Origin of the sequence: Rhodococcus sp. G-MC3, from assembly GCF_030063335.1 — a bacterium.
Taxonomy (GTDB): Bacteria; Actinomycetota; Actinomycetes; order Mycobacteriales; family Mycobacteriaceae; genus Rhodococcoides.
The window spans coordinates 25,698-48,580 of record NZ_JASISW010000024.1 but is presented as its reverse complement, the minus strand read 5'-3'; the positions used below and the strand labels follow the sequence as shown (position 1 = coordinate 48,580).

General features: G+C 62.5%; 21 protein-coding genes. 11 read left to right on the top strand and 10 right to left on the bottom strand.

From position 1 onward, the window contains the following. Positions 1-73: 73 nt before the first annotated feature. From QMK17_RS21975 to QMK17_RS21965, 3 genes are all read left to right on the top strand, one after another. Positions 74-619 (top strand): type 1 glutamine amidotransferase domain-containing protein, encoded by a 546-nt coding sequence (locus QMK17_RS21975; RefSeq protein WP_283511428.1) that lies wholly within the window; start codon positions 74-76, stop codon positions 617-619. 24 nt (positions 620-643) lie between these two features. Further along, entirely contained in the window at positions 644-1,624 is a 981-nt protein-coding gene (locus QMK17_RS21970) for an iron-siderophore ABC transporter substrate-binding protein (RefSeq protein ID WP_283511427.1), read from the top strand. Positions 1,625-1,807: 183 nt separating this feature from the next. Further along, positions 1,808-2,965 carry a lipase family protein gene (locus QMK17_RS21965; protein ID WP_283511426.1) on the top strand — a complete coding sequence of 386 codons (1,158 nt, stop codon included), beginning with the start codon at positions 1,808-1,810 and terminating at the stop codon, positions 2,963-2,965. Positions 2,966-3,038: 73 nt separating this feature from the next. Here the strand turns inward: QMK17_RS21965 and QMK17_RS21960 are convergent, their stop codons facing one another. Further along, on the bottom strand, positions 3,039-3,500 hold the full coding sequence (locus QMK17_RS21960; protein ID WP_283511425.1) for a PPOX class F420-dependent oxidoreductase: 462 nt from the start codon (positions 3,498-3,500) through the stop codon (positions 3,039-3,041). 48 nt (positions 3,501-3,548) lie between these two features. On the opposite strand from QMK17_RS21960, the gene QMK17_RS21955 reads away from it, so the two are divergent. Continuing rightward, a complete protein-coding gene (locus tag QMK17_RS21955) occupies positions 3,549-4,418 on the top strand; it encodes a polyphosphate kinase 2 family protein (RefSeq protein ID WP_283511424.1) in 870 nt (289 codons plus the stop codon). Between the two features lie 2 nt (positions 4,419-4,420). Here QMK17_RS21955 and QMK17_RS21950 read toward each other — a convergent pair whose 3' ends face one another. From QMK17_RS21950 to QMK17_RS21920, 7 genes are all read right to left on the bottom strand, one after another. After that, the gene (locus tag QMK17_RS21950; RefSeq protein WP_283511423.1) at positions 4,421-4,642 is read right to left on the bottom strand and encodes a hypothetical protein; all 222 of its coding nucleotides are present in this window, start codon (positions 4,640-4,642) and stop codon (positions 4,421-4,423) included. 89 nt (positions 4,643-4,731) lie between these two features. Further along, positions 4,732-5,772 carry an NAD(P)-dependent alcohol dehydrogenase gene (locus QMK17_RS21945; RefSeq protein ID WP_283511422.1) on the bottom strand — a complete coding sequence of 347 codons (1,041 nt, stop codon included), beginning with the start codon at positions 5,770-5,772 and terminating at the stop codon, positions 4,732-4,734. 96 nt (positions 5,773-5,868) lie between these two features. Continuing rightward, complete coding sequence (locus tag QMK17_RS21940; protein ID WP_283511421.1) at positions 5,869-6,144, bottom strand: hypothetical protein; 276 nt, start codon at positions 6,142-6,144, stop codon at positions 5,869-5,871. After that, on the bottom strand, positions 6,141-8,510 hold the full coding sequence (gene metE / locus QMK17_RS21935) for a 5-methyltetrahydropteroyltriglutamate--homocysteine S-methyltransferase (RefSeq protein ID WP_442972812.1): 2,370 nt from the start codon (positions 8,508-8,510) through the stop codon (positions 6,141-6,143). The genes QMK17_RS21940 and metE overlap by 4 nt, the downstream gene beginning before the upstream one ends. Further along, positions 8,491-9,375: a 3-hydroxybutyryl-CoA dehydrogenase gene (locus QMK17_RS21930; RefSeq protein ID WP_283511419.1), complete on the bottom strand. Its 885-nt coding sequence runs from the start codon at positions 9,373-9,375 to the stop codon at positions 8,491-8,493. The genes metE and QMK17_RS21930 overlap by 20 nt, the downstream gene beginning before the upstream one ends. A 33-nt stretch (positions 9,376-9,408) precedes the next feature. Beyond that, positions 9,409-10,698, bottom strand: coding sequence for an isocitrate lyase (aceA, locus tag QMK17_RS21925; protein ID WP_283511418.1), 1,290 nt, complete (start codon positions 10,696-10,698; stop codon positions 9,409-9,411). Between the two features lie 487 nt (positions 10,699-11,185). Then, positions 11,186-11,620, bottom strand: a complete 435-nt coding sequence (locus QMK17_RS21920) for an SPW repeat domain-containing protein (protein WP_283511417.1) — start codon at positions 11,618-11,620, stop codon at positions 11,186-11,188. A 194-nt stretch (positions 11,621-11,814) separates the two neighbouring features. Here QMK17_RS21920 and ramB point away from each other — a divergent pair, with 194 nt between their 5' ends. Next, positions 11,815-13,227, top strand: coding sequence for an acetate metabolism transcriptional regulator RamB (gene ramB, locus QMK17_RS21915; protein ID WP_283511416.1), 1,413 nt, complete (start codon positions 11,815-11,817; stop codon positions 13,225-13,227). A gap of 21 nt (positions 13,228-13,248) precedes the next feature. Here the strand turns inward: ramB and QMK17_RS21910 are convergent, their stop codons facing one another. After that, positions 13,249-14,238, bottom strand: coding sequence for an MBL fold metallo-hydrolase (locus QMK17_RS21910; RefSeq protein ID WP_283511415.1), 990 nt, complete (start codon positions 14,236-14,238; stop codon positions 13,249-13,251). Between the two features lie 134 nt (positions 14,239-14,372). On the opposite strand from QMK17_RS21910, the gene QMK17_RS21905 reads away from it, so the two are divergent. The 4 genes from QMK17_RS21905 to QMK17_RS21890 are packed head-to-tail and all read left to right on the top strand — an operon-like array spanning position 14,373 to position 20,153. After that, a complete protein-coding gene (locus tag QMK17_RS21905) occupies positions 14,373-15,809 on the top strand; it encodes a gamma-aminobutyraldehyde dehydrogenase (RefSeq protein ID WP_283511414.1) in 1,437 nt (478 codons plus the stop codon). A 1-nt stretch (position 15,810) separates the two neighbouring features. Further along, the gene (locus QMK17_RS21900; RefSeq protein WP_283511413.1) at positions 15,811-17,745 is read left to right on the top strand and encodes a primary-amine oxidase; all 1,935 of its coding nucleotides are present in this window, start codon (positions 15,811-15,813) and stop codon (positions 17,743-17,745) included. A 12-nt stretch (positions 17,746-17,757) separates the two neighbouring features. Next, positions 17,758-18,639: a universal stress protein gene (locus QMK17_RS21895; protein WP_283511412.1), complete on the top strand. Its 882-nt coding sequence runs from the start codon at positions 17,758-17,760 to the stop codon at positions 18,637-18,639. Beyond that, complete coding sequence (locus QMK17_RS21890; protein ID WP_283511411.1) at positions 18,636-20,153, top strand: APC family permease; 1,518 nt, start codon at positions 18,636-18,638, stop codon at positions 20,151-20,153. Before QMK17_RS21895 ends, QMK17_RS21890 begins: the two co-directional genes overlap by 4 nt. On the opposite strand, the gene QMK17_RS21885 is transcribed toward QMK17_RS21890, so the two are convergent. Then, positions 20,140-20,736: a TetR/AcrR family transcriptional regulator C-terminal domain-containing protein gene (locus QMK17_RS21885; protein WP_283511410.1), complete on the bottom strand. Its 597-nt coding sequence runs from the start codon at positions 20,734-20,736 to the stop codon at positions 20,140-20,142. The genes QMK17_RS21890 and QMK17_RS21885 overlap by 14 nt on opposite strands. A 99-nt stretch (positions 20,737-20,835) precedes the next feature. Here QMK17_RS21885 and QMK17_RS21880 point away from each other — a divergent pair, with 99 nt between their 5' ends. Continuing rightward, positions 20,836-21,849 carry a nitrilase-related carbon-nitrogen hydrolase gene (locus tag QMK17_RS21880; protein ID WP_283511409.1) on the top strand — a complete coding sequence of 338 codons (1,014 nt, stop codon included), beginning with the start codon at positions 20,836-20,838 and terminating at the stop codon, positions 21,847-21,849. Beyond that, positions 21,846-22,868: an agmatine deiminase family protein gene (locus QMK17_RS21875; protein ID WP_283511408.1), complete on the top strand. Its 1,023-nt coding sequence runs from the start codon at positions 21,846-21,848 to the stop codon at positions 22,866-22,868. The genes QMK17_RS21880 and QMK17_RS21875 overlap by 4 nt, the downstream gene beginning before the upstream one ends. Positions 22,869-22,883: the final 15 nt, after the last annotated feature.

Sequence of the window (22,883 nt, the reverse complement as noted above, 5' to 3'; positions counted from 1 at the left end):
CTACCCATGACATCCGGTTCGAAAAGTCGTGCGGCTCGGTTTGAGAGTTTCGGCAGACGGTCACCCTCACATCATGAGTAATTCACCGTTGAGCGGACGTCGTGTCGCCATTCTTGCGACCGACGGCGTCGAAGAAGTCGAGCTGGTACAACCGCGCAGCGCCGTCGAGTCCGCGGGCGCAACAACAACTCTCGTGGCGCTGACGCACGGCGACATCCAAGCGATGAACAACGACGTGGAGGCAGGCAGCACCTTCGCCGTCGACCGCGTTGTCGCGGACGTCTCCGTCGACGACTTCGATGCCCTGATCCTCCCCGGCGGCACAACCAACCCGGACGCATTGCGCACCGACAGCGATGCAGTCGAGTTCGTACGGCAATTCGTCACGGCGGGCAAACCGGTAGGCGTCATCTGCCATGGTCCGTGGATTCTCGTCGAGGCTGACGTGGTTCGCGGTCGAACATTGACGTCGTACCCCAGCATTCGCACCGATATCCGCAACGCAGGCGGAATCGTCGTCGACGAAGAAGTTGTTGTGGACAACGGGTTGATCTCGAGCCGCAACCCTGGCGACCTGCCTGCCTTCTGCGCCGCCTTGGTGGACCAGTTCTCCGCATAGCCTTCGCATAGGTTAGCGTTACCTATGCGCAAATCTCGCCTCGTTCTCCTCGTCTCTGCGGTGGTCGTCGCCGCCCTGACGATGTCCGCATGCAGCTCCGACTCGGGCGCCGCTGCCGACGGTGCAACTGTGTCCACCATTTTCGGCGACGTCACCGTGCCGTCCAACCCGCAGCGTGTGGTTGCGCTCGGATGGTCCGATGCCGAAACTGCCCTTGCCCTCGGCGTCGAGCCCGTCGGCGCCAGCGACTGGCTCGCTGTCGGCGGAGACGGCCTTGGCCCATGGGTCGACGAGTCCTACACCACGCCGCCCACCATGCTCGGCACGTACGACGTGAACATCGAATCGGTCGCCGCGCTCGATCCCGATCTGATCCTGTGGACGCGCAGCACCAACGATCAGGCCACCTACGACAAGCTCTCCGCACTGGCACCCACCGTCGGAGCGCCGGTCGGCACCGATATCGCCTACAGCACAACGTGGGACGGGCAGACCGAACTCGTCGCGCAAGCACTGGGCAAGGAAGCGCAGGGCCACACGCTCGTCAGTGAGACCACGACGGATTTCGACGCGGCGGTCGCCGACAACCCCGAGTTCGACGGCAAGTCCGTCGCCGTCGGGACCCTCTACAGCGGCCAACTCGGCGCCTACGTCGACGGCGACACCCGCGTCGAGTTCATGAAGAAGCTCGGGTTCACCAACTCCCCCACGATCGCCTCGCAAGCGCAGCCGGGCAAGTTCGCGATCGATCTTTCCGCCGAGAACGTTGCGCAGCTCGATTCCGATCTGACTGTCATGTTCCCGATCTTCAGCGGTGCCGACGCGATTACGAACGATCCTTCCATCCAGGGACTCCCGTCCGCCCGCGACGGACGCATGGTTGTACTCGGCGACCCGGACCTCAACAACGCATTCTCCAGTGCATCCGCAGCGGGGACTCGGTATGCAATCGAGAACGCTGTTCCTCTGTTCGCAGCTTCGCTGAAGGCTGATATGCCTGCGTAGCCTTGGAAACGAACGGCACCACCACCAGACACACTCACAGTCTCAGGCATCGCCGGCCCGAAACGGGAAGTCGTTGGTCACAGGCGGACCAATCGTGCTTTGATTCATTCCGTGCACGACTCAGCGACACGACAATTCCGAACGGCGACAACCGTAGTCGTGCGTTCCGCAACAGTGGCCTGCGTGGCACTGGTTGTCGCGTGTAGCTCGCCGGTAACCAGCGTTGATGCCTACTCGACGGCGTTGCCCACCGTCACCGCCGAAACAGCGGCCGCGCGAGGGACCATCGTGTCGAGCACGACGAACACCGTTTTCGACCCGGCCGCGTTTCCGGCGGGCGCCACGGCAACCACATTCGTCTACCACTCGGTGTCGGGCGTAACGGGCGAGCAGACCGAAGTGAGCGGCGCTCTGTTCGTACCGCGCGGTGCGCCGCCCGCGGGCGGTCGTCCCGTCGTCGCGTACGCGCACGGCACCGTCGGGATCGCCAACGGGTGCGCCCCGACCGAGACACCGCAGCTCGCCGGAGACGCCGGCGCCGTATCCTTTCTGCTACAACATGGATATGCCGTTGCCTACACCGATTATCAAGGTCTCTCGAGCATCGTCGACGGGCCTGGGCACCCCTATCTGGAACCACGAACCGCAGGATTCGACGTCACCGACTCCGTCCGCGCCGCGCGCAATCTCGATCCATCACTCTCGACACGGTGGCTCGCCGCCGGCACCTCACAAGGCGGCCAAGCAGCCTGGGCTGCAGGAGAATTCGACGATATCTACGGAGAAGGTCTCGATCTCGTCGGCACGGCCGTTCTCGCACCAGCACTGGATATCTCGCCAGTGGTCGCGCAAGCTCAGACCTCCACCCTGTCCGGGGGACAACAATCGCTCTATCCGATGATCGTCGAAGGTGCAGCCGTCGTCGACCCGACGATCGACCCCTCGAACCATCTGCACGGCGTGCTCGAACAAAAAGCCGATGCCCTGATCTCGTGCGGGCCCGAGAGCGCCCCGGCCAGGGTCGCTGCCGCAGCACAGTTGCAGATCGGCGACACCACGGCGTCGAGCCCCACCGCCGCCGACCGACTCACCTCTCGGCTCCAGGACTACTCGCTCCCCAAAGCCGCATCGGCAGCACCGATCCTCGCCGTATACGGCAGCGCCGACGATATCGTGCGGCCTGCCTGGACCGAGACCGCGCTCGGACGGGCCTGCGGGTACGGGGACACAGTCCTGCGCGTCCGCATGGAAGGACAGGGCCACTCCGTGGACCCGGGGCCTCTCCTCGAGACCTGGATCGCCGACCGCTTCGCCGGCCTTCCGGCACCGAGCAACTGCTGAGAGCTGGTCTCACCTCGCCGGGGGCTTGTCGCATCCTCCCTGGAGGGCTTGTTACATCCTTCCCGGGGGCTTGTTACATCCTTCCCGGAGGAAATCCTCCTTCGGCGACGGGACCCCAGGACTCGATCGTGATGCGTATCAACGACTTTCCCTGTTTCTGCATTGCCTCGCGGTACTCGTCCCAGTCCGAATGCTCCCCCGCGATGCTGCGAAAATATTCGACGAGCGGTTCGACAGCGTCGGGCACGTCGAGGATCTCTGCGGTGCCGTCGATCTGAACGTAGGCGTCGTTCCACTCATCGGAATGCACGCACACCGTGACCGCGGAGTTCCGCCGGATGTTCGCGACCTTGGCGCGCTCGGGGTAGGAGGCGATCACGATGCGCCCCTCGGAATCGAGCCCGGACGTGACCGGTGAGACCTGAAGTCCGCCGTCGCGCTTGTGCGTTATCAGTGTCGAGCGATGACGAACCTCGACGAATTCGAGCAACCGCTTGCGCTCGACGGATTCTGCTGATGCCAGTTTCGGAGCCATGCTCTCAAGGTTAACTGCACGAAGGCGCGATGCGACTAGGGTCGGCAAATGGCCAAGCATTCGAAGAAGAGCAAGAACTTTTGGTCGACGCCTGCAGCCGAGATCCTCAGGGCGACGGACGATACCCGCGTCGACGATATCGATTTCGCGCTGACCCCAGGATTCGACGGTGAGAAGGTCGACGGTCAAGCACTGCTGGCGGAGCGCGGTGAATTCCTTTCCGCACTGCAGGAAAAGCTGTTCGCCAACGGCCGCACCGGGGATCTTCGATCGATTCTGCTGGTTCTACAGGGCATGGACACTGCCGGAAAAGGTGGGATGGTTCGCCACGTCATCGGAATGGTCGATCCGCAAGGCATCGACCTGGCGTCGTTCGGTGTTCCGACCAAAGAAGAACGCCAGCACCATTACTTGTGGCGTATCCGCAATGCGCTGCCGCGAGGCGGACGGATCGGTGTCTTCGATCGCTCGCACTACGAGGATGTTCTGGTGGTCGCCGTGCACGACCTCGTTCCCCGCGAAGTGTGGGAGCCGCGCTTCGACGAGATCAACGCGTTCGAGAAGGAACTGTCCGAAGAGGGAACCGTCATCGTGAAGGTCGCACTGTTCGTTTCACCGGAAGAGCAGCGCACTCGCCTCCAGGAGCGCCTCGACCGACCGGACAAGCACTGGAAGTACAACCCGGGCGACGTCACCGAGCGCGGTTTCCTTCCGCAGTACCGAACTGCTTATCAACGCGTCATCGATCGCACCAACACCGATCATGCGCCGTGGTTTGTCATTCCGGCCGACAAGAAGTGGTATGCCAGGCTGGCTGTGACCGAGCTGTTGATCGACGCGCTGGAAAAATTCGAACTCGACTGGCCACCTGCCGATTTCGACATCGAGGTGGAAAAGAAGCGCCTGGCCGACAGTTAGACCTAGAGCAGCCGCGGAGTCTGGCGGTGGAGTGTGTGATCATGTTTGATCACTCCACCGACCAGACCCATTGCGCAAGCGATTGCGACCACGCAAATACAGCCAGCAGCGATCGCGAGAGTTCCGTACCCATAGCCAGCGGCGGCCAGGAAAACTCCCAGTGACGCGATAGCGAGCACGAACAACCCGTAGCCCGCCCAACCAGCGAACGTATTGAGTTTCATGTCGAGTCCCTCTCCATATGAAGAGATAGTCGTCCGACCTGAATTCTTACGTTACGCCCGCACGGTTGGGCCCGCGGTAACTATTTCGCTCAGAAAGTCTTCGCGTCGATCACGAAACGGTAGCGAACATCGCTCTTCAACACGCGCTCGTAGGCCTCATTGATCTTGTCGGCCGGGATGGTCTCGATTTCGGCGCCAATCTGGTGCTCGGCGCAGAAGTCGAGCATTTCCTGCGTCTGCGCGATGCCACCGACCATCGATCCAGCGAGGCTACGACGGTTGGCCGCGAGGGTGAATCCGCGAACCTTGATCGGCTCCGAAGGTAGCCCGAGGATCACAAGCGAGCCGTTGATGGCCAGCAGGGACATGTGCTTGTCCATGTCGATCTCGGCCGACACGGTGTTGATGATCAGGTCGAACTCACCGCGCAGCTTCTTGAACGTCTCTTTGTCAGAGGTGGCGTAGTAGTGATCGGCGCCGAAACGCTTGCCGTCTTCCTCTTTGCTGAGGGACTGGCTCAGTACAGTGACCTCGGCTCCCAGCGCGTGAGCAATCTTGACGCCGACGTGGCCGAGTCCGCCCATGCCGATGATGGCGACCTTCTTGCCAGGACCTGCACCCCAGTGCTTGAGCGGCGAGTACAGGGTGATGCCCGCGCACAGCAGCGGCGCTGCGACATCGAGCTCGATGCCCTCAGGAATGGAAAGTACGAAGCCCTCGGTGACGACGATGTGTGTGGAGTAACCGCCCTGGCTGATGGAGCCGTCGGGCAGCTTGGAGTTGTAGGTCGCGGTGACGCCTTTGGTGCAGTACTGCTCTTCACCTGCAAGACAGGCGTCGCACTTGCCGCAGGAGTCGACGAAGCAGCCGACGCCGACGCGGTCGCCGACCTTGTGCTTGGACACGCCGGAGCCGACCTCGGAGACAATTCCCGCGATCTCGTGGCCGGGTACGACGGGGTAGGTGGTGCCGCCCCATTCGTTACGCGCCGTGTGAATGTCGGAGTGGCAGATGCCGGCGAACTTGACCTCGATGAGGACATCGTTCGGACCGAGTTCACGCCGCTCGATGGTGACCTTCTCGAGTGGGGCGTCGGCGGACGTCGCTGAATAAGCGGTAGCTGAAGTCATATGTACATTGCTACCTACGCATTGGTAATGATGCAACACGGACACTCCCACGAGCAGGGCATTCCCGACTCGAGGGAGTGATGTGCAACAGCGTGGCTAGCTGTTGCGTGCGATGTTGTAGCCCAGCCAGCCGACATATGCGCCGAGACCGGCCAGGCCGAGCTTACGAGTCTTCGGGTATGCGATGGCTGCGCCGACCGCGAGTTCCGTGGCACCGTTGCGGGTGATCCAGTCCGAGGTGTCCTTCGGGAACGGACGTTTGGTGATGCCGATGAACGCCTCGGGGACTACGAAGTGGGCAGCACCTGTGGCAGCCAATCCGATCCCGAACGCCTTGGGGAGAAACCCACCCGACTTCTTCGACTTGCTCACTTCAAATTCCCCTGTTCTGCGCGTCGGCGCACCCGTCGCGCCGCTGCCACCAAGTTACGCAGTGATGGTTCGAGTTGCCAATAGTGTCGCGTTTTGAGACCGCCGTCCGGGTTGGCCCACAGCCGATCGATATCGATGGTCTTCGAGGCTTGGGTGAGTAGCTCGTCGAGCTCGTCGATGTCCGGGATTCGCGCCGAACGGCTCTCGTAGATGCCGGGTCCGACGCCGTGACTGAGCACGTTCTCGGCCAGCGCGCCGAGTACCCACGTGATCGATCTGGTCGCGACGACAGCTGTGACATCGCAGTCGAGCTTTTCGATGGCGTCGACCACCGACGCCCTGGTCGAGTATGCAAGATGCGTATGGATCTGAGTCTCGGGCCGCGCACCGGCCGTTGCCAATCGGAACGCCGCGACCGACCATCGCAGGTACTCCTCACGCCCTTTCTCGCGCAACGGAAGCAGCTCACGCAGGGCCGGCTCGTCGACTTGTACGATGCAAATTCCTGCCTTTTCCAGGTCCGCAATTTCGTCGCGGATTACGAGTGCAACCTGGTCGGCAGTCTCGTAGAGCGGCTGGTCCTGACGGACGAACGAACGAGCCAACATCGTTACGGGTCCAGTGAGAATCGCCTTGACCGGCTTGTCCGTCAACGACTGGGCGAACGCCGTCCACTCGACGCTCATCGGCTTTTCTCGTGCGACATCGCCGTACAGGATCGGTGGCCGGACGCATCGTGAACCGTAGGCCTGCACCCAGCCGTTGGTGGTGACGGCGAACCCCTCGAGCGCTTCGGCGAAAAACTGCACCATGTCGTTGCGCTCGACCTCGCCGTTGACGAGAACGTCGAGACCGATGTCCTCCTGCAATCGGATGACTTCCTCGATCTCGCTTTCGACTTGCTTGCGGTAGTCCTCTTCGGTGATACGGCCCTGTCCCAGTTCGTATCTCGCCTGGCGCATCGAGGTGGATTGAGGGAAGGAACCGAGCGTCGTCGACGGAACGAGCGGTAGGTCGAGCTTCGTGCCCTGTGCGATCTTGCGCTCGGAATACGGCGCACGGACTCGCATGTCGTCGGTGATGTTGTAGATGCGATGACGAACTGCGTGCTTCTGGTTGAAGTGCACCTCGGTCGGTCTCTTGCGCCATTTGTCCGACGGTCCATCGGCGAGTGCTGTGGCAAGTGCGACGACTTCGCCGACCTTCTGCTTCGCGAAGGCGAGGCGGTCGGCGACGTTGCCGTCGACGTCGTATTCGGACAATACGTCGTAAGGGACGTGAAGAAGTGTCGACGACGTGGAGACCACGAGGTCGGGACACACCTTTCTGAGCCGCTCCAGGTAGTCCAGCACGACGAGCCGATCGGCTCGCCACACGTTGCGTCCGTTGATGACTCCGGCATAGAGGCGCTTGCCCGTCATACCGGGGATCGCGGCAAGCTCCTCGGGCCCGAGCCGTCCGGCAACGAGATCGAGACCGATGGCCTCGATCTCGGTCGCGGCGAGGATCGGCAGCGCAGGACCGAGCGATCCGTACTGGCCCGTCACGAGGAGGCGAGGGCGCACGGCCGTCGTCGACAATGCGGTGTACGCACTTTTGAGCGCTGCAAGTTCGGATTCGGTTCGTTCGCCGGTGAACGCGGGCTCGTCGAGCTGAATACACGTGGCGCCACGTTTGGCGAGCAACTCGAACAGGGCGCAATACTGAGTCAGCAGGTCATCCAGTCGATCGAGCGGCGAGAATCCCTCTGCTGCACCGGGTGCCGCTTTGGAGATCAGCAGAAGCGAGAGAGGACCGAGGACGACGGGGCGCAGCTCGATACCGCGAGCCAAGGCTCGATCGAACTCGTCGACGAGTGATTGTGCGTGCAGCGAGAATTCCGTCGTCTCGTCGATTTCCGGTTGACGATAGAAGTAGTTGGTATCGAAGTACCTCACCAGCTCCAGCGGCGGAAGATCCGGATTGCCGCGAGCAAGGGTGAAGTAGAAATCCAGCGGATGCTGCTGATTCTGAAGGGATTTGAAGCGCGTTGGAACGGCACCGAACAGGAGGGCATCGTCGAGCACGTGATCGTAGAACGAGAAGGTATTACCGGGGACCTGAGTCAACCCGGTTGCATGCAGCTCGCTCCAGGTGTCCTCCTGGATGGAGCGGCCGACAGCTTCCAGAGCAGCCCTGCTCGTGCCCGCCGACGTGCTTTGGCCGTGCCAATAGTCCTCGAGGGCGCGCTTCAGCTCGCGTCGCGGCCCGATCCTCGGGTAGCCGAGGATGCTCGAAGGCGGCTGCGCCGCACGTGAGTGGGAATACACATCAGGGTGTGTATTAGCACTCACATGCGGGGAGCGCCTATTTTGCGACGCGGCCATTTTCGTACTGATAGAAACCGGATCCGGTCTTCTTGCCGACCAGGCCTGCCTCGACCATCCGCAGCAGGAGCGGCGGCGCCGAGAACAACGGCTCCTTGAACTCCGAGTACATCGAATCGGCAATGGATTTCACGGTGTCGAGCCCGACGAGGTCTGCAAGAGCCAACGGACCCATCGGGTGCGCGAGCCCGAGCACAGTCGCCTTGTCGACGTCTTCCTTGGTAGCGAACCCGGACTCGACCATGCGAATGGCCGAGAGCAGGTAAGGCACCAACAGCGCGTTGACAACGAAGCCTGCGCGATCGGATGACCGAACGACCTGCTTGCCGAGAACATCGCTTGCGAACCTCTCGGCTCGCTCGGCGACGGCCTGGCTTGTCTTGAGCGTGGTGACGAGCTCCACGAGTGGGAGCACAGGCACCGGGTTGAAGAAGTGCATTCCGACAACGCGATCGGGCGCCTTGGTCGCAATGCCCAACTTCATGATCGGGATGGATGAGGTGTTGGACGCGAGAACCGCGTTCGGGTCCGTCACCACAGCGTCGAGCTCGGCGAAGATGTCGGCCTTGACCTTCTCGTCTTCCAATACTGCTTCGACGACCAGCTGACGGTCGGCGAAATCACTGAGATCGGACGTGAACCGCAACCGCCAGGCCGCCTGCTCGCGCTCGCGCTCGGTGATCTTGCCGCTGCTGACACCGCGGTCCAACGACCGCAGGATGCGTGCGCGTCCTGCGGCCGTCAGCTCACGAGTCTGTTCGTAGACCAGCACATCGACGTGGGCACGTGCGCAAACCTCTGCGATGCCGGCGCCCATCTGTCCGGCGCCGATGATGCCTACACGTTGAATATTTTCGCTGGTCACGTCAGCTCCCCGGTTCTCGTTAGGCAGAGCGGATCAGTGAAACTGGCCCTCTTCGGTGGAGCCCTTGAGAGCTGCCGTCGAGGTGTTGGGGTCGACCGTGGTGGCGATGCGGTCGAAGTAGCCTGCGCCGACCTCACGCTGGTGCTTGATAGCGGTGAAGCCGCGCTCTTCTGCAGCCTTGAACTCGCGCTCCTGCAGGTCGACGAACGCGGTCATGCCTTCGCGGGCGTAGCCGTGTGCCAGGTCGAACATGCCGTAGTTGAGCGAGTGGAAGCCTGCGAGCGTGATGAACTGGAACTTGAAGCCCATCGCGCCGAGCTCCTTCTGGAACTTCGCGATGGTCGCGTCGTCCAGGTGCGCCTTCCAGTTGAACGAAGGCGAGCAGTTGTACGCGAGGAGCTGGTCCGGGAATTCGCTGCGCACGGACTCGGAGAACTTCTTTGCGACCTCGAGATCCGGAACACCGGTCTCCATCCAGATGAGGTCCGCGTACGGCGCGTATGCCTTCGCACGAGCGATGCACGGCTCGATGCCGTTCTTCACGCCGAAGAAGCCCTCGGCGGTGCGAGTGCCGTCCAGGAACTGCTGGTCGCGCTCGTCCACATCGGACGTGATGAGGGTTGCAGCCTCGGCGTCGGTGCGGGCGATGATGACCGACGGGACGTCGGCGACGTCGGACGCGAGGCGTGCCGAGGTCAGGGTGCGGATGTGCTGCTGGGTCGGGATGAGGACCTTGCCACCGAGGTGGCCGCACTTCTTCTCCGAAGCGAGCTGATCCTCCCAGTGGACACCAGCGGCACCGGCCGCGATCATGGCCTTCTGCAGCTCGTATGCGTTCAGTGCGCCACCGAAGCCGGCTTCGGCGTCTGCGACGACCGGTGCGAGCCAGTTGCTGACGGACGAGTCACCCTCGACCTTGGCGATCTCGTCGGCGCGCAGCAGTGCATTGTTGATGCGGCGAACGACGGACGGCACCGAGTTGGCCGGGTAGAGGCTCTGGTCCGGGTAGGTGTGGCCGGAGAGGTTGGCATCACCGGCGACCTGCCAGCCGGACAGGTAGATGGCCTTGAGTCCTGCGCGGACCTGCTGAACGGCCTGGTTGCCGGTCAGTGCGCCCAGCGAGTTGATGTAGTCCTCGTTGTTGACGAGATCCCAGAGGATCTCCGAGCCACGACGAGCGAGAGTTGCCTCTTCGATGACGGTGCCCTGCAGCAGGGAAACCTGCTCGGCGGTGAAGTTACGTGTCACGCCGTTCCAGCGAGGGTTGGTGTCCCAATCCTTCTGGATCTCTTCGGTGGTCTTCGGGGTGCCGGTGGTCGACATCGTCAGCTCCAGTCTCTAATTTCTGATTCTGTATCGGCCGGCTCGAGCGAAATTCTTCACACCGTTGCCAGGCCCTGCGGGTATTCCTTAAAACAATGGCACACGCAAAAAGGCCCGTCTACCTGTTGCTAGTGCCAACCTCGGCTACGTTTTCACAGATGCTTGCTAACGTTGCAAAGATTTGCGTTGCGCAAACCTCGCCGATCGGACGGTGCCGGTTACTCGCCAGTAGTGCGAAACCGCAGTTCATGAACGCAATTAACTCAAACCCACCCTGTCGGATAACCTGCACCGACCATATGGTTTGTTTAACGTTTGAATCGAGCCAGAAGAGCAGGTAGGTGTGACTGCAATCACCTCACCTCACCTCGCCTCTCCTCAATGGCAGCTTCGACCCGTCTCCACAAACAAACGCACGTGCATCTGCGGGAGACGGGGTCTATCGACACCCGATCCCGCACATGCACGTGCGTTGTGCAGAAAAGACTTACTGCTGTGCGGGCATCCGAACCCTGGCCGACGAACCCGAGACAGACGAACCCGAGACAGATGAGGCGACGAGAGTGCTCTCCCCTGCCACCCGACGCTGGCTGGACAGGACGCCGAGTACACCGACGGCTGCGATGATCACACCACCGACGAGCGCGAACATATCGGCTGTCATCAATCCCGCGGGGAAGGCCAGCAGTACAGGCGAGAGTGCGAGCATCAGCCCGAGCGCGACGTGCGCCCAGTGGCTCGACCTCGATGCGCTCGACATTGCCCACAGAGCTGTTCCGGCGGAAATCATTCCAAGGATGAGAATGGCTCCGGAGACTCCGGTGTCTCCACCGACCGGCAGCCAGATGGTCGACGCCACCAGCACGACGCCGGTGACCAACACGAGTGCATCGCGTGCAATTTCACGAAGATTGTCTGACATGAGCGTCTCCCTCTTAATTACCTGTGCGAACAAGCACGTATACCGGTATACGCCCATCTCCAACGTTCTGTTCCCCTGGACTGCCGAATTGTGACGCGGAAGCCGAATCGTGACGCGGACCCGCCCAAGCCAACGTTGCTAAGCAGCGTCTTCGCAGGCGTAGCCTGCGTCTTCGCAGGCGTAGCCTGGTGCCCATGTCCAAGACTTTCGTCGGCGCACGGCTGCGACAGCTGCGTACCGAACGGAAGATGAGCCAGGTAGCTCTTGCCGGTCAGCTCGAGATCTCGGCCAGTTACTTGAACCAGATCGAACACGACGTCCGTCCACTGACTGTGCCTGTGCTGCTGCGTATCTCCGAGGTGTTCGGCGTCGACACGTCGTTCTTTTCGTCCGAGGACGACACCCGCCTCGTCGCGGAACTACGCGAGGTCGCGCTGGATCAGGACATGGGCATCGTCGCCGACGCACACGAGATCGCCCAGATGGTGTCCTCGCACCCGCAGCTCGCCCGCGCGATGGTGAACATGCACCGCCGCTACCGCAATACGACGGCTCAACTCGCCGCAGCTACCGAGGAGCGTTTCGCCGACGGGAGCGGGAGCGGTTCGATCAGCAAACCGCACGAGGAAGTGCGCGATTACTTCTATCAGCGTCAGAACTATCTACACGAGCTGGACACTGCCGCCGAGGAACTGACCTCGCGGATCCGGTTCCATCGCGCGGATGTAGGTGGTGAGATCGCGAAACGTCTGCAGTCGGTCCACGAGGTTCAGATAGTCAATCGCATCGATCTCGGTGAGAACGTCCTGCACCGTTTCGACCCCGTCACGCGTCTGCTCGAGATCTCGCCACATCTGTCGGGCGGGCAGAAGGTGTTCAAGTTCGCGGCCGAGTTGGCATACCTCGAATGCGCGGATCTGCTCGACAAGATGGTCGACGAGGGCGGCTTCACGAGCGATGAATCGCGCAAGCTCGCCAAGCTCGGGTTCGCGAACTACTTCGCTGCGGCAACGGTGTTGCCCTATCACCAGTTCCATGACGTGGCCGAGGATTTCCGGTACGACATCGAGCGGCTGTCGGCGTTCTTCTCGGTCAGTTTCGAAACGATCTGCCATCGACTCTCCACCTTGCAGCGACCGAAGCTTCGCGGAGTTCCGTTTTCGTTCGTGCGGGTGGATCGGGCAGGCAACATGTCGAAGCGGCAGTCTGCCACCGGGTTTCACTTCTCGTCGAGCGGCGGCACCTGCCCGTTGTGGAACGTGTACGAGACGTTCGCCTATCCCGGCAAGATCATGACGCAAATTGCCGAGATGCCCGACGGCCGAAGCTACCTGTGGATCGCGCGGACCGTCGAGCGTCGGGCGGCGCGTTACGGCCAGCCGGGCAAGACGTTCGCGATTGGACTCGGTTGCGAGATCCGCCACGCGGCTCGACTGGTGTACGCCGACGGCCTCGATGTGCTGGGCTCGGCTGTAGCAACCCCCATCGGCGCAGGATGCCGGGTCTGCGAACGCTCGAATTGTCCGCAGCGAGCATTTCCTCCTCTTGGCAAGGAACTCGACATCGACGAGCACCGCAGTTCGGTGTCCCCATACCTCGTGCGCTGATCTTCACTCCGTAAATCAGCGCTATTCTTTCACCAGCGCTCCCGCGTCGGCGAAGGCTCGGGCTCGGCGGGCGAGAGTGGGCGGGGCGGCAGGCTCGCCCTTCCACAGGCGGTACAGAGTCGACAGGCTGAGCACCAGACGCTCCGGTGAATCCCACGAGGCAAACTGTTCGAACTCTGCCGAGTGCATCATATTTCGCGCGGCATGCGCCGATTCGACACCGGCATCGAAATGTTCGCGCCCCGCCGCCTCGACCCACATCCAGTACTCGCGCAGCGCCCGGATCTCCACGCCGGAACAGAGTGGACCATGCCCCGGCACGTAGGTCGCAGCGTCGAGCGAGAGCAGATGATCGATCGCGTCGATCCAGTTGCCGAGCGGACCGTGCCACAGGATCGGCGTCGACCCGACGAAGAGAAGGTCACCGGTGAACACGACCCCGGCGCCGGGCACATGAGCGATGAGATCGCCGACGGTGTGCGCAGGCCCCAGATACCGCAAACGGACCTCCTGAGCTCCGACCTGGATCTCCTCGGTCACATCGAACGAATGGTCCGGCAGCCGCGGGCGTTTCTTCGGGAACGCTGCATCGCCCCGAATGAGGTTCATGTAGCTGCCCATCGCGCCGAGTGGGCCTGGCACCCAGCCCACGAGCGATCCGAGCGAAGCGAAGGCTTGTACGCCCGATGGCGGCGTTTCCTCCTTCATCGCATGCAGGGACGCGGTACTCGTCGTGATGCGCGCGCCGGCGGGCACGCTGTCGTTACCCCACCAGTGATCACCGTCGGAATGGGTGTTGACCACCTCGGTGACCGGCGCGTTCCGGACGAGTATTGCTGTCTCCTCGGTGATCTGCCGGGCGCGAACGGTGTCCCAGACCGTGTCGATCACCATCGACGCGCTTCCGGGATCCACCAGCAGACCGGTATTGGCCTGGCCCCAACTCCCCGGCATCCACAGGAAGGCCCACACGTTGTCCGCGATCTGCGTTGGTCCGATCTCGGTGCTCATGAGAAACGACGGTACCGTGACCCCCGCCACTTTGTCCCGCAACGTTGCAGTCGAATCGACATCTTGTCGGGTAGCGAAGACCGCGGACCGGGTGCAGGCTTTGCAGAACTGAAACACGTGAAGGGATGAACACAATGGCTGTGCAGGTCCTGCAGAATTACATCGACGGCGAGTTCGTGACGCCCTCGGGCACCGAGCTGCTCGATGTGGTGAATCCGGTCGACGAGCAGGTGGTCGCCCACTCCCCCATCTCCGACGCCTCCGATGTCGACGCCGCGATGTCCGCGGCAAAGAATGCATTCAAGACCTGGGGCCGCACGACGCCTGGCGCGCGTCAAAAGGTTCTGCTGAAGCTGGCCGACGCCATCGAAGCCGCCAGCGACGAGCTCGTCGATGCGCAGAGCCGCAACACCGGTCAGCCGAAGGCCACGATCGCTGCCGAGGAGATCACTGTCGGCGCCGATCAGATTCGCTTCTTCGCAGGTGCTGCCCGCTTGCTGGAGGGCAAGTCGGCTGGTGAGTACATGGAGGGTTTCACGTCGTACGTCAGGCGCGAACCGCTCGGCGTCGTCGGGCAGGTCACCCCATGGAACTACCCGTTCATGATGGCCATCTGGAAGATCGGCCCTGCCCTCGCCGCAGGCAACACGATCGTCCTCAAACCCAGTGACACGACCCCGGAAAGCACTCTCGTACTGGCGAAGATCTCCAAGGGCATCATTCCCGACGGTGTCTTCAACGTGGTTCTGGGCAACGGCGGCACCGGAGCTGCGATTGTCGAACACAAGACTCCGGCACTGGTGTCGATCACCGGTTCGGTGCGCGCGGGAATCGCCGTTGCGGTCGGTGCTGCCAAGCAGCTCAAGCGCGCGCATCTCGAACTCGGCGGCAAGGCACCAGCGGTGGTGTTCGATGATGTCGATCTCACGAAGACCGCCGACGGTATCGCCGAGGCAGCATTCTTCAATGCGGGCCAGGACTGCACGGCTGTAACCCGCGTTCTGGTCCACGAATCCGTTCACGACGAACTCGTCGAAGCCCTTGTCGCCAAGGCCAAGACCCTGAAGGTCGGGCTCCCCGACGACCCCGATACATTTCTCGGCCCGCTGAACAATGTCAATCACTTCGGCCAGGTCGTCGCCAAGGTGGAGGGCATCGGACCACACGCCACCATCGTCACCGGCGGAAAACGTATCGGCGACACCGGGTTCTTCTTCGAGCCGACCATCATCACCGGCGTGCACCAGTCCGACCCAATTGTCCAGGAGGAGACCTTCGGTCCGGTCCTGACAGTCCAGAAGTTCTCCGACGAGGACGAGGCCATCGAGCTCGCCAACGATGTCGAGTTCGGCCTCGCCTCCAGCGTCTGGACATCCGATCACGGACGCACACTGAGGTTGTCCGCTGCCCTCGACTTCGGAGCTGTGTGGGTCAACTGCCACATCCCGCTCGTCGCGGAAATGCCGCACGGCGGATTCAAGTATTCCGGCTACGGAAAGGACCTGTCGGCTTACGGTGTGGAGGACTACACCCGCCTCAAGCACGTGATGAGCTCGACGGAGTCCAACTGACATGACTTTCCACCCGCTCGACCCCCTCGACAGTGAAGAATTCATCTCGGTCGCAGCCACTCTTGCTCGCGACCACGGCGTCGGCGACGGTTGGCGGTATGCATCGATCGAGATGATCGAACCTCTCAAGGCCGAGATCGCAGCATTCGACTCGGGCGGCGCTCGGCCTACTCGTCGGGCAATGTCGGTCGTCTTGAACTCCGCCGACAACACCACCTTCAAAGCCGTCGTCTCACTCGACGACCTCGTCACCGAATCGTGGACGCACATCCCGGATGTGCAGCCGAACTTTACCGTCGACGAGTGGGAAGAGGCCGACGCCGCGCTACGTGCCAACCCCGATGTCATTGCTGCACTGGCAGATCGAGGCATCACCGATCTCGATCTGGTGTTCATGGATACGTGGACCTACGGGGAAGCGGTGACGCCGGAGAAGTACAAGGGCAGGCGCCTCGGCTGGTCCGACACATGGGTCAAAGCTGCCGAGGGCGCGAACCCGTACGCCGGTCCGGTCGGCGGATTTCACTGCGTCATCGACGTCAACACGATGGAACTGCTCGAGATCGAGGATACCTATCGCGTCGAGCGTCCCGAGATCATGGGCGAGTATGTGCCACGGCACATACCGGAGCGCATCAGGAACGCCAGCACCCGGCCGGCGCTGAAGCCGCTCGAGATCACTCAGCCGGAGGGTCCGTCGTTCGAACTCGATGGCAACCTGCTCACCTGGCAGAACTGGTCACTGCGAGTCGGCTTCAACTACCGGGAGGGCATGACGCTGCATGCGGTGACGTACAACGACAACGGCAACGTCCGGTCGGTGGCGAACCGAATGTCCTTCGCGGAGATGGTTGTTCCATACCGCGATCACAGCGAGGATCACTACCGACGCACGGCGTTCGACATCGGCGAGTGGGGTCTCGGGTTCATGACCACCTCCCTCGAACTGGGCTGCGACTGCCTCGGCGAGATCCGCTACCTCGACGCCGTGCTGCACAACAGCAAGGGTGAGCCCTACACGATCACCAACGCCATCTGCATCCACGAAGAAGACAACGCCGTTCTGTGGAAGCACATCGATCACGACGCCGGTGCCGAAGTCAGGCGCATGCGCCGCCTGACGATCAGCTTCCACGCCACCGTCGCTAACTACGAATACCTCGTCTATTGGCGCTTCTACCAGGACGGCAGCATCGAGTGCGAAGTCCGGGCGACGGGCATCATGGTCGTCACTCACTTCGCCGAGGGTGGCAGCCATCCCTCCGGAACGTTGGTCGACAACCGCACCTACGCGCCCTACCACCAGCACTTCCTCGTCGCCCGCCTCGATCTCGACATCGACGGAACCCACAACACCGTCTATTCCAGTCAGACCCAGCAGGTCCCGATGGGACCGGACAATCCGTACGGTCTTGCGCTCACCCAAGTCAACACGCCGCTGACGACCGAGGCCGAGGGCAAACAGGATTTCGACTGGAACACGCAGAAAGCGTGGAAAGTCGTCAACGACAACGTCACCAACGGTCTCGGAACGCATCCCGCGTACAAACTGGTTCCGGGCGCGGCGATTCCGTCGATGTTCAACCCCGAGTCACCGGTGTTTCAGCGCGCACAGGTCATCGGCCACACCGTGTGGGTGACGCCCAACTCTCCCGACGAGCGTTGGCCCAGTGGCGAATTTGTCAACCAGAGCGGAATCGATCACGGCCTGCCCGAGTGGACGGCGGCGGATCGGCCGATCGAGAACACCGACGTCGTTCTCTGGTACACCTTCGGAATCCACCACATCACCAGGCCGGAGGACTGGCCCGTGATGCCCGCCGACACAGTCTCGTTCTGGCTCAAACCGTTCGGCTTCTTCGATCGCAACCCATCCCTCGATGTGCAGCCTTCTCCCCCCAAGGCGTGTCACACCGATTCCGATTCCTGTCACTAGAAGGGCACCCCCATGCGCCTGATCGTCGGCTATCAAGCAACACCGAGCGGTGAGGACGGGATAGCACTCGCCGCCGTCCTGGCGCGCACCCTGCAGGCCGAGCTGGACATCTGCATTGTGCTGCCGTGCGATCGGCCGGTGCCGTCGAAGGCACCGGTCGAAGTCGCCTACGAGAACATCCTCGTCGATCAGGCCACCGAGTGGCTTTCCGACGCCATGAAGCTCGTCCCCACCGACATCTCCGCCGAGGGCCATCTCCTGTTCGACGAGTCCTTCGCGCAGGGCCTCATCGACATCGCCACCGAGCGCGAGGCCTACATGATCGTGGTCGGCGCGGCGAGCGACGGACTACTCGGACGCCATGCGATCGGCAGCGTCACCAGCGAGCTGCTGCACGTCGCGCACGTGCCGCTGGCTCTTGCGCCACGCGGAACACGCCACAACTCGGCGGGCCGAATCCGCGAGATCACCTGCGCCGTCGGAAATCGTCCCGGCGCCGAGGCGTTGACAGATGCTGCGTACTACCTGAGCACCACGGCATCGGTACCGCTACGTCTGTTGTCGTTGGTATCGATCGACAGCCGCACCGCAGGCGAGGATACAACGACGAAGGCGGCGCGCGAGCGTGACCTCGCGAAGGCAACGGAGAACCTCCAACGGGCGCAGTCGGCTTTGCCGGAGGGCGCCGAAGTTGTCTCGATTCTCGCCGAGGGCAGCGGCATCGAGAAAGCCGTCACCTCGCTCGACTGGCACGACGGTGATCTGTTGATGGTCGGCTCGAGCAGACTCGGACAACCTCGTCGACTCTTCCTTGGTTCCACCGCAGCGAAGATCCTTCGTGTGCTTCCCGTCCCGATGATCGTCGTCCCGCGCGGCGGCGGAGATCGATCATGAAGGCGTCCCAGTCGATTCAGGTCGAGTCCAAAGGCTTGTCCGCCGGCCAGCTCGGCCTGATGGCCAGCGTTGTACTCGGCATCTCCACCATCGCGCCGGCGTATGCACTGACGGCCTCGCTCGGCCCGACGGTGTCCGAGGTGGGCGTCCACCTACCGGCTATCTTCATCGTCGGCTTCATCCCGATGCTGTTGGTGGCGTTGGGCTATCGCGAGTTGAATGCGGCGGAGCCGGACAGCGGCACGTCGTTCACATGGGCATCGAAGGCATTCGGTCCCTACATAGGTTGGATGGGCGGCTGGGGTCTGATTGCCGCGACCATCATTGTGCTCTCGAACCTTGCGGGCGTCGCCGTCGATTTCTTCTATCTGTTTCTGGCGCAGGTGACCAGCAACGACTCATTGGCCGACCTGTCCGGTAACAAGCCTGTCAACATCGCGACGTGCCTCATCTTCATGGCATTGTCCGCGTGGCTCTGCTACCGCGGGATGCAGGAAACCAAGATCGTGCAGTACACCATGCTGACGTTCCAGCTCGTGGTCATGGCGTGGTTCATCGTCGCCGCGTTCGTCAAGATCGGCCAGGGTGACGGCGCCGATGACATCAGCTTCAGCCTCAGCTGGTTCGACCCCTTCGGAATCGAGAGTTTCTCGGCGTTCACCGCTGGTCTGTCGCTGTCGATCTTCATGTACTGGGGCTGGGATGTGTGTCTGACGGTCAACGAGGAGACCGCGGGCAGCGCGAAGATCCCGGGGCGTGCAGCACTCGTCACCGTCTTCTTCATCATCGTCCTGTACCTGTTGACGGCTGTCGCGACGTTGTTGTTCGCCGGTACGGGCGACACCGGCAACGGGCTGCAGAACCCCGACACCACCGACAATGTGTTCGCCGCGCTGGCGAGTCCTGTGATGGGGCCGTTCGCGGTGCTGCTCTCGCTTGCAGTTCTCAGCAGCTCCGCCTCGTCCCTGCAGGCGACGTTCATCTCCCCCGCGCGCACGTTGCTCGCCATGGGCCACTACAGGGCGATTCCGGAGAGGTTCGCTTCCATCACACCGCGTTTCAGCACCCCCGGGTTTGCGACGATCGTGTCCGGCGTGGCATCGGCAGGCTTCTACGCCGTGATGCGCGTGGTCAGCGACAACGTTCTGACCGATACGATTGCCGCGCTCGGCCTGATGATCTGCTTTTACTACGGCATAACAGCATTCGCCTGTGTGTGGTATTTCCGCGAGGAACTGTTCACCTCCGTGCGGAACTTCTTCTTCAAGTTCCTCGCACCGCTGCTCGGCGGCGTCGGCATGGTGGTGGTGTTCCTGCAGACCTCGGTCGACGCGTGGGACCCCGAATTCGGCAGTGGTTCTGCGGTGTTCGGAATCGGAATGGTGTTCGTGATCGGCGTCGGCATCATCGCGCTGGGCATCGTGCTCATGTTCGTCATCGCCGTCAGGATGCCCGAATTCTTTCAGGGTCAGATCCTGAAGAAGGAGACGCCGGCGCTCGTTATCGAGGACTGAGACCGGAAAGCAATGCGTGAAGCCCGAATTCGAAGGCATCTTCGGATCGGGCTTCACGCGTTCCAGCAGTATCCAGAGCGGCTCGAAATTCCTGACCGACCTCGGCACTGTTCTCCCACGGCGCGTCGGGAGCTGCCAGGTCCAATGCGGAACCGAGGACAAAACTGTCGAGGACGGTGATGGCGCGCAGCACATCTGCAGCGCTGAATCCTGCGTCCGTGAGAACTTTCGCGAGCGTATTGTACATCCCGAACGCGGCACTGTTGTTCACTGCCTGCGCCGTGAGCAGCGGTATCAGCCGCGGGTATCGGCCGTAGCTCCCGCGATAACCGCGAGCGATCTGTGCGACGGCATCGCGCCACGGCGTCTTGGCCTCGGGCATCTCGACGTCGGACATCGCGCGGCCCCGTAGGAGTTCGACGATATCGTCGCGCCCCGACACATGGTTGTACAGCGAGGACGGGCTCACCTTCAGCTTCTTGGCCAGCTGCGGCATCGTGAAACCGCCGGATTCCTCGACCAGGTCGAGCGCCGCCGACGTGATTCGGTCGAGGTCGAGTAGGGGTTTCGGCGGTCGTCCCACAGCTTTTCTCCTACTTTTCAGCAATTCTGCACAGCTGTTGCGCTTGGGCCAAACGTCCACCATACTTAACGAATCACATTCGTTTTACTAGGAGTCCCGATGCTGACCCTCACCAATCTCACCGCCCCCGAGGCGCTGACTCGCACAAGCCCGAGCGACCGCACGCCTCTGCGCGTCGGGCTGGTGCAACACCGCTGGAATCCCGACGCCGATGCCCTACGCCAGGAATTGATGGGCGCCATCAAGGAGGCTGCGGACCTCGGCGCGAAGGTCGTGTTCCTGCCGGAGATCGCTCTCCTTCGCTACCCCGCGGATACCCGGGCGTCGGCCAACCCCGGCAAGGACGCCGAGAATCTGCTGACCGGCCCGACGTTCGCCCTGGCCGCGGAGGCCGCCCGCGAGAACAACATCGTCGTCCATGCGTCACTGTACGAAAAGGCCGAAGAGGCCGACGGGCTTGGCTTCAATACCGCCATCATGGTCGGCCCGACGGGCGAGCTACTGGCTCGCACGCGGAAGCTCCACATCCCCATCTCGGCGGGATATTACGAGGACACCTACTTTCGACCCGGCCCCGGCCCCGCAACGAGCCCCGAAACAGGCACCGACGAGCCCTACCCCGTTTACACGCCGGAAGGCTTGGACGGCGCCCGAGTGGGCCTCCCGACCTGTTGGGACGAGTGGTTCCCCGAGGTCGCCCGTAGCTACTCCCTCGGCGGGGCCGAAATCCTGGCCTACCCCACTGCTATCGGCTCGGAGCCGTCGTTCCCGAAGTTCGATACCCAGCCGTTGTGGCAGCAGGTCATCGTCGCCAACGGCATCGCGAGCGGTCTGTTCATGGTGGTACCGAACCGGTGCGGCGACGAAGGCGAGATCACGTTCTACGGGTCCTCGTTCATCTCCGATCCGTACGGACGCGTACTCGTCCAGGCGCCCCGCGACGAACCAGCGGTTCTCGTGGCGGATCTCGACCTCGACCAGCGCCGGGAATGGCTCGAGCTCTTTCCCTTCCTGCTCACCCGCAGGCCGGACACCTACGGCCGGTTGACCGAACCCGTCGACACGGAACTGCCCTACGGCGACGGACACGCAGCGACGGCGGTCGTCAAATGACCTTCCTGATGCCGGCGGAGACCGCGCCGCAAGAGAAGGTATGGATGGCGTTTCCCTGCGAGGGTTACTCCCTCGGCGCCGACGAGGCCGCGAAGGACGAGGCCCGATCGACGTGGGCAGCCGTCGCGCATGCAGTTCGGGAGTTCGAGCCGGTGACCGTAGTGGTCGATCCTGCCGAGACTGCCATTGCTCGTAAGTACCTGTCCGCGGACATCGAGATTACCGAAACCCCGTTGAACGACGCGTGGATGCGCGATATCGGCCCAACGTTCGTGCATGCCGAGGACGGCTCCGTAGCAGCCGTCGACTGGGTGTTCAACGGATGGGGCGCGCAGGATTGGGCGCAGTGGGACAAGGACTCCTCTGTCGGCGAGTTCGTCGCTTCCCGGTCGGGCGTTCCGCGGATCGCTTCGCCGATGGTGAACGAGGGCGGCGGAATCCAGGTCGACGGCACCGGCACCGTGTTGGTCACCGAGACAGTGCAATTGGATCCCGGTCGCAACCCTGATCTCACCAAAGCCGATGTCGAGGCGGAACTGGCACGGACCATCGGCGCGAAGCACGTCATCTGGCTACCCCGCGGATTGACGCGGGACTCGCAGCGCTTCGGTACCCGCGGGCACGTCGATATCGTCGCGGCTATCCCGACGCCGGGAACCGTGATGGTTCATGTGCAGCGCGATCCGGCCCATCCCGATTTCGACGTGAGCAAGCTCGTGCTCGAGACGTTGCGCAATTCGCACGACGGGCACGGCAACGAGTGGACGATCGTGGAAGTGCCCGCTCCGTCGGTATTGAAAGATGCCGAGGGATTTGTCGATTACAGCTACATCAATCACCTCGTCGTCAACGGTGGCGTCATTGCATGCAGTTACGACGACCCGAACGACGCCGAAGCGACATCAATTCTGCAACAACAGTATCCGGGTAGAAAAGTGGTGACGGTCGATGCGCGGCCCATCTTCGAGCGGGGCGGCGGCATCCACTGCATCACGCAGCAACAGCCGGCAGCGAGGTAGCCCGTCACCTTCTGT

Coding starts and splice junctions, on each gene's coding strand:
- QMK17_RS21900 (WP_283511413.1), top strand. CDS start 15,811: ATGACTTTCCACCCGCTCGACCCCCTCGACAGTGAAGAATTCATCTCG.
- QMK17_RS21960 (WP_283511425.1), bottom strand. CDS start 3,500: ATGGCTCCGAAACTGGCATCAGCAGAATCCGTCGAGCGCAAGCGGTTG.
- QMK17_RS21950 (WP_283511423.1), bottom strand. CDS start 4,642: ATGAAACTCAATACGTTCGCTGGTTGGGCGGGCTACGGGTTGTTCGTG.
- QMK17_RS21910 (WP_283511415.1), bottom strand. CDS start 14,238: ATGAGCACCGAGATCGGACCAACGCAGATCGCGGACAACGTGTGGGCC.
- QMK17_RS21955 (WP_283511424.1), top strand. CDS start 3,549: ATGGCCAAGCATTCGAAGAAGAGCAAGAACTTTTGGTCGACGCCTGCA.
- QMK17_RS21970 (WP_283511427.1), top strand. CDS start 644: ATGCGCAAATCTCGCCTCGTTCTCCTCGTCTCTGCGGTGGTCGTCGCC.
- QMK17_RS21880 (WP_283511409.1), top strand. CDS start 20,836: ATGCTGACCCTCACCAATCTCACCGCCCCCGAGGCGCTGACTCGCACA.
- aceA (WP_283511418.1), bottom strand. CDS start 10,698: ATGTCGACCACCGGCACCCCGAAGACCACCGAAGAGATCCAGAAGGAT.
- QMK17_RS21895 (WP_283511412.1), top strand. CDS start 17,758: ATGCGCCTGATCGTCGGCTATCAAGCAACACCGAGCGGTGAGGACGGG.
- QMK17_RS21875 (WP_283511408.1), top strand. CDS start 21,846: ATGACCTTCCTGATGCCGGCGGAGACCGCGCCGCAAGAGAAGGTATGG.
- metE (WP_442972812.1), bottom strand. CDS start 8,510: ATGGCCGCGTCGCAAAATAGGCGCTCCCCGCATGTGAGTGCTAATACA.
- QMK17_RS21945 (WP_283511422.1), bottom strand. CDS start 5,772: ATGACTTCAGCTACCGCTTATTCAGCGACGTCCGCCGACGCCCCACTC.
- QMK17_RS21920 (WP_283511417.1), bottom strand. CDS start 11,620: ATGTCAGACAATCTTCGTGAAATTGCACGCGATGCACTCGTGTTGGTC.
- QMK17_RS21890 (WP_283511411.1), top strand. CDS start 18,636: ATGAAGGCGTCCCAGTCGATTCAGGTCGAGTCCAAAGGCTTGTCCGCC.
- QMK17_RS21975 (WP_283511428.1), top strand. CDS start 74: ATGAGTAATTCACCGTTGAGCGGACGTCGTGTCGCCATTCTTGCGACC.
- ramB (WP_283511416.1), top strand. CDS start 11,815: ATGTCCAAGACTTTCGTCGGCGCACGGCTGCGACAGCTGCGTACCGAA.
- QMK17_RS21905 (WP_283511414.1), top strand. CDS start 14,373: ATGGCTGTGCAGGTCCTGCAGAATTACATCGACGGCGAGTTCGTGACG.